An 11,895-nucleotide genomic window follows, 5' to 3' on the forward strand; every position below is an offset into this window, starting at 1 on the left:
TTATATAGGAAGGTAAATAACATGCTGCAAGTTGACGGAGAAATCACTGAAATATCCTGCCCGCCCAACAAGGCGGATCAGTTCCGCGACGTCACCATCTGGCTACCGGAAACGGAAGAGCATGTGGAGATGACCTTTGGACTGGAACCGTTTCAAAGCGCAGGATTTGTTGTGGGCGACAAAATTTCCATCAAGCTGGAAAAAAAGTTCGACATCGATTCTTTGACACGGGATCTTATGAAAATGTGAATGTATGAATTTTGTAGCAGGACAGGCTTTCCAGCCTGTCCCGCTTGTTTGTCCACAGGCTGGAAAGCCTGTGCCACTATAAACGCTGTCGGCTCGTTAAAAACCCTCACTATTCCCCTGCTTTCCCCAGGTCTTTCAACAAACGGTCAAACGCTTTTTTATAATGAGAGTGCTGTTCCCATTTGGTGAAGTCGCCAATGTGACGGCTTCGGCGAATGTCGGCAGGCCAACCGGTCTTTATATCCATCACCGCATCATCCAGGCGGATGGGAAACAAAACCGTTTCTTTCCGTTCCCGCTCTTTCTCGAAAGCCGTCTCCACCTCTTTTTCCACCCACTCGCTGTTCACCGATTCCTCCGAAAGCACCAGCAACAGCTTGTCATGCACATGGATGACTTCATCAATGCGCGAGCGAATCTTATCGCCAATTTTCATGTCTTCAGGGGCAAACCAGCAACGCACATTATTGGCCTGCAAATCGGTGTGAAGCCGCCTCGCAAATTCACCATCCTTGCTGGAATAACTATGGTTTTTTTTCTAATAATGAGGAGTGGAATTTTCAGGCAGGTTTACCACAGAATATTGGAGGCTGGCCTTAGGGGATATTGGAAGATTCCATACGTCATCGCGAACCTCTGAAAGAGGTGCGGCCGTGATAATTTTCCAAAGCTCTCGTGCCCGGTACGGGTAGACCCAGAATCTTTTTTTATTTCCTGGATTGCTTCGCAATGCTCGCAATGACTGGCTATACAAAGCTCTCTTCAAAAAAGGATGGTTTTGGGTTTCCCATCCTGTTCATCCTGTCTCTTGGTTTTCGGTTTTCTCTGCGATCTTTGCGTCTTTGCGGTGAAAATGGGTTTGTCCTGTCACCCTTCGATCGGCTCAGGATGACATGTCCTGCCCTTACTTCGAAGCGGATTGCGGATTTTGTTCCTTCAACTCGTTCAAGCGAGCGATCAGGGGTTCGGCCTTATCATTTTTTCCCATCTTGCGGTACAGGTTGGCCAGGTTGTTGAGCGACACTTGAATGTTGGGATGGTTCGGCCCCAGGGATTTTTGCCAGATTTCAAGTGACTTTTGGTAAAACGGTTCGGCTTTTTCATATTCTCCCTTGCCGTAATACAACCCCGCCAGGTTATTGAGCGCCGTGGCCACAGAAGGATGCTCCAGGCCATAGGCCTTCTTCTTGATCTCCAGAGACCGCTCCAGAAGCGGTTCCGCCTGGGAAAAATAGCTCATCTTCCGGTAGAGCTCCGCCAGGTTATTGAGAGTCTGGGCCACCTGCGGGTTATCGGGTCCCAATACTTTTTCCTTGATGCGGATCGCCCGCAAATAATAAAGCTCGGCGCGGGCATGATCTCCCGTACTGTAAAAAAGCCCGGCCAGGTTATTCAGGGAAGACGCGACCTTAGGGTGTTCCTTACCAAAAACGTCTTCCCTGATTTGCAAGGACCGTACATACAGGGGTTCGGCCTTTTCAAAATCACCCTGTTTTCGATAAAATTCTGCCAGGTTATTCAGAGAATTGGCCACATTGGGATGGTACTCGCCCAGGGTCTTTTCATAGATAGCCAGCGACTTTTTATATAAAGTCTCCACCTTGGAGTATTCGCCAATTTGATAGTAAAACAAAGCCAGGTTGTTCAGAGAATTGGCAACGGTGGGATGTTCGGGACCATGAGTATCTTCCCAAATTTTCAATGACCTTTGATACAGGGGGTCCGCTTCCGCATAACGTCCGGTCTTTCTATACAACTCCGCCAGGTTATTGAGAGACTCCGCCACCAAAGGAACGGATTCTCCCAGTTCATCCTCCCTGATTGTTATAGCGCGTCTATAAACAGGCTCCGCTTCTCGATAGTTCCCTATTTGGTAATACAATTGCCCCAGGCTGTTCAACGTTTCCGCAGTGTCCAGATGTTTCGGCCCCAGGGTTCTATTTCTAATTTTAAGGGTTCGATGCAACAGCGGCTCTGCCTTGGCATAATTCCCGGTCTGGAGATAAATATTCGCCATGGTTTGGGTGATTTCGGCAACGTAGGGATCTTCCGGGCCGTAGGTTTGCTCTCGGTCATATAATAGTTGCTCGGCCAACAGCAACGCTTCCTGATGCGACCCCTGCCGGGAAAGGGAAGTGATATTTCTTGTTGTCTTCTCCTGAGCTTGACCTGACTCATATTCACCCTGCGCAAAAACGGCAGTGGAGCCACTGAAAAAGGCAAATATCAAAAGACCTGCAAAGGATTTTGTTATGAAGTGAAGATTTTGCATATTATTGTTCCATGAAGTTGTAGCGGAAAAACCAAAATATCTGTTATTCAATGGTATGCTCTAGACTCTATCAAATAAAGTTTAGAATATATACTCTTGATTCTTTTATATAGGGGGTTCTGATTAAAGAAAACCACTCAATCGTGAGAAACGCAAGAAGGTTTCAACCCCGAACGCAGGAAACAGGATTTGACAGGAGCCCAAATTTTGACGCAACAAAACAGTAAAGACAACAATTTTTGTCGATGACACTGTCAATATTTTTGCTACTTTCAATCAGCATTCTGCCTGAAGTTTCGGGTCACTTTTCATCAAAAATCAAGCAACCCTTTTGAATTAAAGCACTTCAGGCACCATGACCACAAATAGCATTTTCCTCTACATTTGCGGCACACGCTTTGCATATAAATAGATATAACTTCCAAAAAAACAATAGTTAACACTTGGTCCGTTGCGGGATGAATCGAAAGCAAGGCGCCAGAGGGGGGCGGGACTGCCACAAAGGTGGGCGGGCCAGGGATGGTTGGACGGATAAGTGTGCCCAGTTTTGGCCCCCACTCCTTCAAAATACTCTTTTGGGGGTATTTGATAAGGGATGATCAGGCTTTATAATAATTAGAGTGAATCGATTTATCGACTCGGGTATCACCCTCTGGAAGCTGTAAAAAGCACCTGTCTCTCCAAAGACTTGTTCCTCCAAAGACTAGTGGGTGGTACCCGAATTCGCTTTCATCCTCAAAATGTCAAAACCCTTCCCTAAGCAAGTGCATTGACCCCCATTTTAAAGTATGATCGAATCAGAGCGTTTAACTTACGAAGGTTTAGCCGTGAATAATTGGTATATCCTCACTCTGGTGGGAAAAGACCAGCCTGGAATCGTTGCCAGATTGAGCACCGCCCTGTGTCAGGGGGGGTGCAATCTTGGGGATTCGTCCATGGCCCGGTTGGGAAATAATTTCACCATCATGATGATGGTCCAGTTCGAGGGAACCATTCAGGATCTGGAAAAAATAGTGGCTCCTGCCGCAGAGGCACTGGAACTCCGCAATCATGTAGATCCGGTGGAGGGGGGCCAGCATCACCTGATTCAACCCAACGTCCGCATCAGCGTTTATTGTTCGGATCGTCCCGGAGTCATGGAAGAAGTCACCTCCGCTTTGACGGACGCCGGTCTCAATATTCTCAATCTGGATTCCAATATTGGGACCGAAGAAAACACTCCCAATTATTATATCCATATCGAAGGCAACGTCTCCGGCGGTATTGAACCTCTTTATGAGGCGCTCGATACTCTTTCCCATGAAAAGCAAATGCAAACTCAGTTGATCCCCATTGACACCCTTTTGGGCTGACCCTGCATTCTTCTAACCGTCCCTGAAGAAATGGGGCGGGAACATCAGCATTGCTGGTTTTTCCCCTCAGCCCCCTCCCTTTCAACAAAGTAAAAATTTCAAAATATGACAAGTTTTCTCAAACTGTATGATTTTATGCAAATTAATCCTCAATCAAGCCCTGCATAAAATCTATAATCAACAATTTTACAATGGTTTATATTTTGGCACGGGGAGTGCTAATGAATTGTATATAAGGAATAGCGAATTCCTCCGCATTCCGTACAGCTCTTCATCTATTTTTTGGAAATGAAAGATAAAAATGAAAAAGATACTGCTTGCTATCATGTTGTTGAGCTTCCTGACATCAGGGTGCGCAGAAATGTCTCAAAACATGAAATGGCCCCCGGAGTGGATGGAAACATCTTCAGAGAATCAAACCGAGGAAGACAGCGAGGAGTCTAGGAAACCTAAAAAGTCGCTTTCCTACTGGAAACAAATAAAAGGCTGGGCCACCAATGCAGGCTCCATGCTATCTTCCAAAGAGGAACCCGTAGGCGAGCAACCTGCCGAAAAGGATGTATCCGATGATGAGATACAAATGGCGTCAAAGAAACCGACCGAATCAACGCCTAAAAATTCAAAGGATAAAAATACCGCTGAGAAACCGCCGCAAGTGAATAAAGTTGAAAAAGCCGCCGAGAAAATCGTGGAAGCTAAAGTGCATTTCAACCTGGCAATGGAGTTTGTTTATTCCGAAAAATACCAGGAAGCGGTTTCACCTCTGAAAAAAGCCGTCGATCTTCATCCTGATAACGCTGAGTTCCATTACAGCTATGGATTGGTATTTCAAAAGCTGGACAAACATAAAGAAGCCGCTCAAGAGTTTAAGCGCTCACTCGACTTGAATCCAGAGTTCTGGCAAGCCCATTACCGGTTGGGAATTGAGTTTCAGACACTCGGAAAAGAAAAAAACGCCCTGGAACACTTTGAAAAAACCGCAAAGCTCAATCCAAAATTTTCCGAGGTTCAATTCGATCTCGGCTCCATGTATGAAAAACGTAAAGAGTTCAAGAAAAGTATCGATCATTTCCAAAAGGCGGCCCAGATCGATCCGAAAAACCCCAGTTTTACTTACCATTTAGCCCTGGTCAACTTGCAATCTCAAAAAATTGATCAGGCCATAAAATCATTTGAAAAAACCGCAAAAATTTTTCCAGATTATAAAGATATCGGTTTCAAGCTCGGAAAATTGTACTCAGAAACAGGGAAATACGATGCGGCCATTGAAAATTTAACACGGGCCATTAAGAAAGAACCTGCCGACAATGAGGCCTATTTTCTTTTGCACAATTCCTACTGGGAGAAAAAACAATATCCTGAAGCCATCAATATCCTGAAAAGCCTGATCCAGGCCCACCCTGAAAAACCGGAACCCTACTTTACCCTTGGGCAAGCTTATATGTTACTCAATCGGCATCAGGAGGCGATTGAACCCTTCCAGAGTCTTATAAAACTCAATCCCGATAACTTTAAAGCGCACAACAGTCTGGGACTGCTTTTCGAAAAAACCCGGAACCACAAACTGGCACTTTCCCATTTTAAAGAAGCTGTAAGAATCGCCCCGGAAAACTATCTGGCTCATTTCAACCTCGGGCTGGCATACATGAACCAAAACAAAACCACCTCTGCCATCAAGGAGTTCGAAGATGTGACGCGAATCAATCCGGATTTGGCCCAGGCCCACTGGAGTCTCGCCGTTTTGTACGACAAGGTAAACGATGGAGGCAATGCCCTTTTCCATTCCAAAAGAGCCGAAAGTTTGTTTAAGGATAAATTTAAAACCAAAAAATCGGATCAGGCCAAACAGTACTCCCAGGCATTGCTCCAAAAATACAGACGCTAAGATCCAGTCAAAGTAAAATACCACTCTAAATAGGCAGGTTTTCTTGCCCTCCTCCTTCCCAACCTTTACAATTGATGAACCTGCAACTAAACCAGCTTTGAAAGAGACACTGCGTGACGGATTTAAGAAAACTTGGAGAGTTTGGTTTAATAGACAGGTTCCGCTCCCGCCTTCAATACCGCTCACCACGAATAAAAATTGGAATTGGGGACGATTGTGCCGTTTACGAAAGCAAGGCAGGAAATTACCAGATCATCACCACAGACGCCTTGATTGAAAACGTTCATTTCAAACTGTCCACGACATCCCCAAAGTTACTGGGCCGCAAAGCCCTGTCGGTCAATGTCAGCGATATCGCGGCTATGGGCGGAACCCCGCACCTGGCGTTCGTCTCTCTGGGCATTCCAAAATCAGTTCCAGTAAAATTTCTGGACGATCTGTATAAGGGAATCAATCAAGTCTGTATGGAACACAAAATCGAACTTGCGGGAGGCGACACCACCGCTTCGCCGCGTCATCTGTTCATCAATATCACGATGGTAGGTGACGTGAATAAAGAGCATTTGCTCCTCCGTTCCGGAGCCCGGCCAGGGGATAAAATATTCGTGACCGGTACCCCCGGGCAGTCCGCACTGGGATTAAAACTACTCACTTCCCGGCGAAAAAATTGGCAGGGAAACCCGAAATTTCAAAAAAAGATGCTTCAAGCCCACCTCGACCCCGTTCCGCGGTTGTCAGAGGTTAAAAAACTGGTGAACTCCAGAATAAAGATCACCTCCATGATTGACGTCAGCGATGGGCTGGCACAGGATCTTTTTCATATCTGCGAGAACTCAGGCATCGGCGCGGTTTTAAGGGAAGAATGGCTGCCACAAACGCCTGAGATGACGGCATTTTGTTCCTTAAATAGATTAAATTCGACGGACCTTATTTTATCTGGAGGGGAAGACTATGAATTACTATTTACTTTAAAGTCCGAAGATGTTAGAAAAATAGAAAAACTGTTTCACGATTCCAAAACGCCTGTAACTCAAATTGGAGAAGTGTCCGCCCAACCCGAGAAAATGGTTCTCGTAAAGAGTGACGGAACCATCAAACCTCTCCAGGAATTTATGGGATTCAATCATTTCAAATCTAAAGAGCCTCTCTTCCCACGTTGAATACGAAAAAACTGCCAAAAATATTTCATAGGTCCAATGCTTTTATGAAGTGGGTGCTACCGGCGCAGGCTTTTTGGAGGTCTGACTAGACACTTTGGACGACTCGATATTATCCCGCTCTCTGCTTCTTTTAGTTCTTTTTCTACTATCGGCTTTTTTCTCAGCCTGCGAAGCGGCTTTCTTTTCCCTCAATCCTCTCCAGTTGACCGAGATGAAAGAGAAGAAGGGCCTTTCGGGCGCCCTTGTGAACTCCCTCCTCTCCAAACCTCGTGAACTGCTCATCACAATTTATATTGGCAATGAACTTGTCAATATAACGATATCTGTCCTCACCACTTCCATCGCAATCGGATTGTTTGGCAATATGGGCGTTGGAATCGCCATCGGTGTTGGCACGTTTTTACTTCTGATTTTTGGTGATATCGTTCCCAAAAGCATGTCCATCAAACTGGCTCAGTCTTATGCCCTGATGGCGGCCTATCCCCTGAAGTTGTTTTACAAAATTGTCCATCCACCTCAGCAACTCCTGACCGGCCTGGCGGAAACATTGATCCAGAAATTTGGCATCAGCTCCCTGTCCGAAATGGGGTCCGCCATTACAGACGCAGAATTCCGGGCGATGGTACAAACAGGAGTGGGTGAAGGCGAGATTGATCCCGAAGAAAAGGAAATGATCCATAACCTTATAAAGTTCAGCGATACCACCGTTGAAGAAGTCATGACGCCGAAAGTTGATATGGTCACCCTTAGTACCCAGGACAGTCTGGATGAAATTATTCCCAAGATCGTGAAAAATTTTTATTCCCGCGTCCCGGTATACGGTGAAAACCAGGAAAACATCATTGGCATATTGCTGACAAAACGCCTGAACCAGATCAAGCATTTGCCGAAAGAAAATGTCAATATCAAAAGCATCCTTCACCCTTCCCTTTCCGTTCCAAAGTCAAAAAAAATCAAGGAAATGCTTGCCGACTTCAAGAAAATGAAACGGCACATGGCCATCGTCCTTGATGAATACGGAAGTGTCGCCGGGCTGGTTACCCTTGAAGATATTCTCGAAGAACTGGTGGGAGAAATCGACAGTGAAATGCGGATGGATCAGACGCCAGTCATTAAAGTGGACGATGAAAATTACAAACTCATGGGAGGCCATAGCCTGCATGATTTCAATCAATATTTTAAAAGTAACCTTCCTGAAGACCAATACAATACTATCGGGGGGCTGGTATTCGGAATCTTCGGCCGGGTGCCCCGGTCGGGAGAAGCGGCAACCTGTGAGAATTTTAAGTTCCAGATCGAAAAAATGAAGGGACCAAGAATTTTGCGGCTCCACCTCACCCTGCTTCATAACGCGGGTCTGGAAAACGGCAAGGAACATCGGGAAGCGACTGACTGATGGATTTCTCAACGACATTGATTCTGGTATTTCTGGCTCTCCTTTTAGAGGCTTTTTTCTCCGGCTCTGAAATTGCCATGATTTCCATCAACCGCATCCGCATGCAGCAAAAAGCCGAGGAAGGAAACTCGGCCGCACAATCGGTATTGGATTTACTACAATCTCCTGAAAAACTCTTTTCCACGACTTCATTGGGAACCAATCTGGCGATGGTCACAAGCTCGGCAATTTTCACGGCTTTCATGGTTTCACAATTGGGCCACGCCGGGGAATGGGCCGCCGTCCTCGTTCTATCTCCAGTGATTTTATTTTTGGGAGAAATTGTTCCCAAAATGATATTTCAGAATCGACCGAACGCCATCATGCTGGTAATGGTCAAACCGCTCAATTTCTTTTTCACTGTGTTTTCCCCAGCCATCAACTTTTTTACCCATACGTCCTCCTTCATTACCAATATGATTATGGGGAAAAATGAGGAAACCGAAAAAACTTTGAGCCGCGATCAGATTCGCCGGGTATTGAGTCTCGACTCGCAGGCGGTTGAACTAGGCCCGGCAGAACGGAAAATGATTCACAAAATTTTCAATTTTGGTGAAATCAATGCGGAACAGTGCATGGTTCCCCTCATCCACATTACGGCCATCAAAGACACGGCAACCATAAAAGAGACACTTGAGATTGCCAACGAATCGGGCTTTTCCAGGCTCCCTGTATTTCATGACAGGATGTACAACCTCATTGGGATTTTGAATACGTTTGATCTGATCGATAAACCCATTGACGAGTCTCCCATCTCGGATCTTGTGCGTCCCGCCCACTACATTCCTCCCAATAAAAAAATCGACGACCTTCTGCGGGAACTTCAGCAGGGGGGATTACATATGGCCATCGTGGTTGACGAACATGGAGGATGCATCGGAATCGTAACCATAGAAGACCTGCTGGAAGAAATTGTGGGAGAAATCGAGGACGAGTACGACAAGCCTGAAAAAGGTTACGAGCATTATGCCGATGGAGGTTACCTTATCGAAGCGGATATGGAAATCAATGTCATCAATGACACTTTGAACATGGAGCTACCAACGGGAGATTATGAAACGCTGGCGGGACTGGCCATCCACCATCTCGAAAAAGTTCCTCATCCGGGGGAACAGGTGGTGGTCAATGGGTATCGCCTCACCATTAAAGAAGCGAGTAAACGCAAAATCCAATCCATCATCGTGCGTAAGCTGTCGCCGCCAGCAAAACCCTGAACCCCTCCCCTGCTGACCTTTCTCTCCCAATCATATTTCATGAATCTTTTCCAGCTCCTCAAAGGCCGCCTGGATCTCAAGAAATTTCATATGCGCTTCCTCCCCTTCTTTTCCCCCAAGATGAGCCACGCGGTCGGGATGAAACTGTCCAACTTTATTCCGATACGCCTTTTTTATTTCCTCAGGCCTGGCGGAATAATCAACTCCCAGAATGGTGTAGGGGTTCTTCGTAGGCCCCAGGGAGTATTTTTGCCTGATCCGGTCATGCTCCGAATAGGATAAACCAAGCCTTTGAGCTACCTGGTCGATAAGTGCCTGAGTTTCTTTCGTCAATGAGCCGCCTGTCAAAGCCATCTGGTAGGACAGTGCCAGAAGAAGAAAATTGTAATGGTTTTTGGAAGCCGTTTTATACTTGTCGATAAAGGGAGTCAGCTCCGGATTCAGACGCAGAGTCTCCGCAATCGCCTTGTCGATGAATTTAAATTCCTCCGCTTCATAGTGGAGGTTTTTTTTTAAAAATTTGTGGACGACATGGATCTGACCAGGAGACAAATGTCCCCCATCCATACCGACTTTAGTCAATATCACCACCAGGCAGGTTACAAAGAGACCTTGATCCTCAATGCCGGGCAACCCCTGGTTGATTTTCTTTAAAACCTTTTTGCTAAAAAAATGTTGCGCGGTTCCTCCAATGATGGCCCCTAACGGCCCCCCTCGCAAAAACCCCACCCCTGCACCCCATAACCATGACATCGACGAATTCCTGAAAATTGCCCCTTGGTTGACACAAACACGTAAATACAAATATAGCACATTGCACGCATGGCAAATATTCCTTCCAGATGATATCCTCCCCCAGTAATTTATAAAAAATCACTCAGGAGATGCAAATGATCAAACACATTGTCATGTTTAAATTGGCTGACAAAACCCCGGAAAATCTGAATCAGGTAATAAATGCCCTAAGAGGCATGGAAGGGAAAATTGAGACTCTCAGGTTCCTCGAAGCAGGGAAGGATTATTCCGAATCGGAGAGAAGCTACGATGTGGTTTTAACCACCCATTTTGACAACCAGGAAGGCTTGAATACCTATATCGGCCACGAAAACCACCTTCCTGTCGTCAAATTAATACGCTCGCTGTGCTCGGGATCTGTCGTGGTCGATTACATAGTTGATTGATTTAAAATGAGTTGAATAGATCCAACCGTTTTTTTAAATTTAAGAGTCGCTTAGCGATTTTAAATTGGGATAGTGATAATCCTAAAACTATCAAAGGATCCACGTGATTCCGGGATACAGAAAAGACTGGAAAATAATTTCTTGTGCTTTTTAATACCTAGTGCTATCATTCCCAGTTAAAATTTGTACAATTTACACTCAGTGTTATTTAAAAAATACCGTACGTATGTACAAATTAAATAAAGTCTCATATTGACAGGACTTTGTTGATCCTATGTATTCGCCTTGGATTTCGAGACATTTCCCAAAAATCGCCAAACCTTAAAGGAGGTTTCAGGGGTGGTTAAGAAAAAAAGTGCGGCCAAAAAAAAACCCGTAGGAAAAAAATCTGTGACTACAAAAAAGAAGGTTGCCGTCAAAAATAAGGCGAAATCTGTAAAAAATAAAGCCCTGCCGAAGAAATCGGCTGTGAAAAAGGCGAAACCACCCGCCAAGACCAAGGCCAAATCTCCAACTAAGACCAAGGAAAAAACTCCAATTAAAGCCAGGGTTAAATCTAAGACCAAGGCAAAAACTCCAGCCAAACCAAATGCTAGAATAACGGTAAAGACCAAGGCCCCATTAAAGAATAGCACCCCAAAAAAGATAAAAACCGTTCAGAAAAAAGAAAAAAAGGCGGCTCCTAAAAAAGCGGTTCCAAAAAAGAAAAGCGTTACAGAGACCGTCTCCGAAGAATCCACACCAGTCGTCGAGAAGGCCAAGGTAGTTGTCAGGCAATCCTTTGATAGCGCGGACCCGGTTGTCATCAAGATTCGGGAGAAGCTTATTGAGAATCGTGCCGAAGTTTTGAAAATGCTGGAATCCTCACAGGCACTGGAAAGAGACGTGGAGGGACTCACATTCAGTAATGAGATCGACCTGGCCTCCAGCCTGGAGGGAAGAGAAATGGTCTTTCAATTATCCAGCCGGGATCGAAGGGAATTGAAACTGATTGATGATGCACTCATCAAAATTAAGGAAGGGTCTTATGGAATTTGCGAAAGTTGCGACAAAAAAATCAGCTCAAAACGCCTGCAAATTCTCCCGTTGACTACATTATGTATCGAATGCAAAGAGTCCGCTGAAAAACTTTGATCCATTTCCGGCA

At 45.4% G+C, this 11,895-nt stretch carries 10 protein-coding genes and 1 pseudogene; 8 read left to right on the forward strand and 3 right to left on the reverse strand.

What is annotated here, in order from left to right:
- The first annotated feature begins 21 nt into the window (after nt 1-21).
- Nucleotides 22-249 (forward strand): hypothetical protein, encoded by a 228-nt coding sequence (locus tag O3C58_10610; GenBank protein MDA0692312.1) that lies wholly within the window; start codon nt 22-24, stop codon nt 247-249.
- A 109-nt stretch (nt 250-358) separates the two neighbouring features.
- On the opposite strand, the pseudogene O3C58_10615 reads toward O3C58_10610, so the two are convergent.
- Together O3C58_10615 and O3C58_10620 are read right to left on the reverse strand one after the other, a co-directional pair.
- Nucleotides 359-763 (reverse strand): annotated as a pseudogene (locus O3C58_10615) (toll/interleukin-1 receptor domain-containing protein).
- 390 nt (nt 764-1,153) lie between these two features.
- On the reverse strand, nt 1,154-2,521 hold the full coding sequence (locus tag O3C58_10620; GenBank protein MDA0692313.1) for a tetratricopeptide repeat protein: 1,368 nt from the start codon (nt 2,519-2,521) through the stop codon (nt 1,154-1,156).
- Between the two features lie 827 nt (nt 2,522-3,348).
- Here O3C58_10620 and O3C58_10625 point away from each other — a divergent pair.
- The 5 genes from O3C58_10625 (at nt 3,349) to O3C58_10645 (ending at nt 9,567) form a co-directional block, all read left to right on the forward strand.
- Nucleotides 3,349-3,873: an ACT domain-containing protein gene (locus tag O3C58_10625; GenBank protein MDA0692314.1), complete on the forward strand. Its 525-nt coding sequence runs from the start codon at nt 3,349-3,351 to the stop codon at nt 3,871-3,873.
- 301 nt (nt 3,874-4,174) lie between these two features.
- The gene (locus tag O3C58_10630; protein ID MDA0692315.1) at nt 4,175-5,758 is read left to right on the forward strand and encodes a tetratricopeptide repeat protein; all 1,584 of its coding nucleotides are present in this window, start codon (nt 4,175-4,177) and stop codon (nt 5,756-5,758) included.
- Between the two features lie 113 nt (nt 5,759-5,871).
- Nucleotides 5,872-6,918 (forward strand): thiamine-phosphate kinase, encoded by a 1,047-nt coding sequence (gene thiL / locus O3C58_10635; GenBank protein ID MDA0692316.1) that lies wholly within the window; start codon nt 5,872-5,874, stop codon nt 6,916-6,918.
- Between the two features lie 94 nt (nt 6,919-7,012).
- Entirely contained in the window at nt 7,013-8,314 is a 1,302-nt protein-coding gene (locus tag O3C58_10640; protein MDA0692317.1) for a hemolysin family protein, read from the forward strand.
- Entirely contained in the window at nt 8,314-9,567 is a 1,254-nt protein-coding gene (locus O3C58_10645) for a hemolysin family protein (protein MDA0692318.1), read from the forward strand. The genes O3C58_10640 and O3C58_10645 overlap by 1 nt, the downstream gene beginning before the upstream one ends.
- A 30-nt stretch (nt 9,568-9,597) precedes the next feature.
- Here O3C58_10645 and O3C58_10650 read toward each other — a convergent pair whose 3' ends face one another.
- A complete protein-coding gene (locus O3C58_10650; GenBank protein MDA0692319.1) occupies nt 9,598-10,320 on the reverse strand; it encodes a DnaJ domain-containing protein in 723 nt (240 codons plus the stop codon).
- 137 nt (nt 10,321-10,457) lie between these two features.
- Between O3C58_10650 and O3C58_10655 the strand changes: the two genes are divergently transcribed.
- Both O3C58_10655 and O3C58_10660 read left to right on the forward strand, forming a co-directional pair.
- A complete protein-coding gene (locus O3C58_10655) occupies nt 10,458-10,748 on the forward strand; it encodes a Dabb family protein (protein ID MDA0692320.1) in 291 nt (96 codons plus the stop codon).
- 339 nt (nt 10,749-11,087) lie between these two features.
- The gene (locus O3C58_10660; GenBank protein MDA0692321.1) at nt 11,088-11,882 is read left to right on the forward strand and encodes a TraR/DksA family transcriptional regulator; all 795 of its coding nucleotides are present in this window, start codon (nt 11,088-11,090) and stop codon (nt 11,880-11,882) included.
- Nucleotides 11,883-11,895 lie beyond the last annotated feature (13 nt).

This window comes from Nitrospinota bacterium (assembly GCA_027619975.1).
Lineage (GTDB): Bacteria > Nitrospinota > Nitrospinia > Nitrospinales > VA-1 > JADFGI01.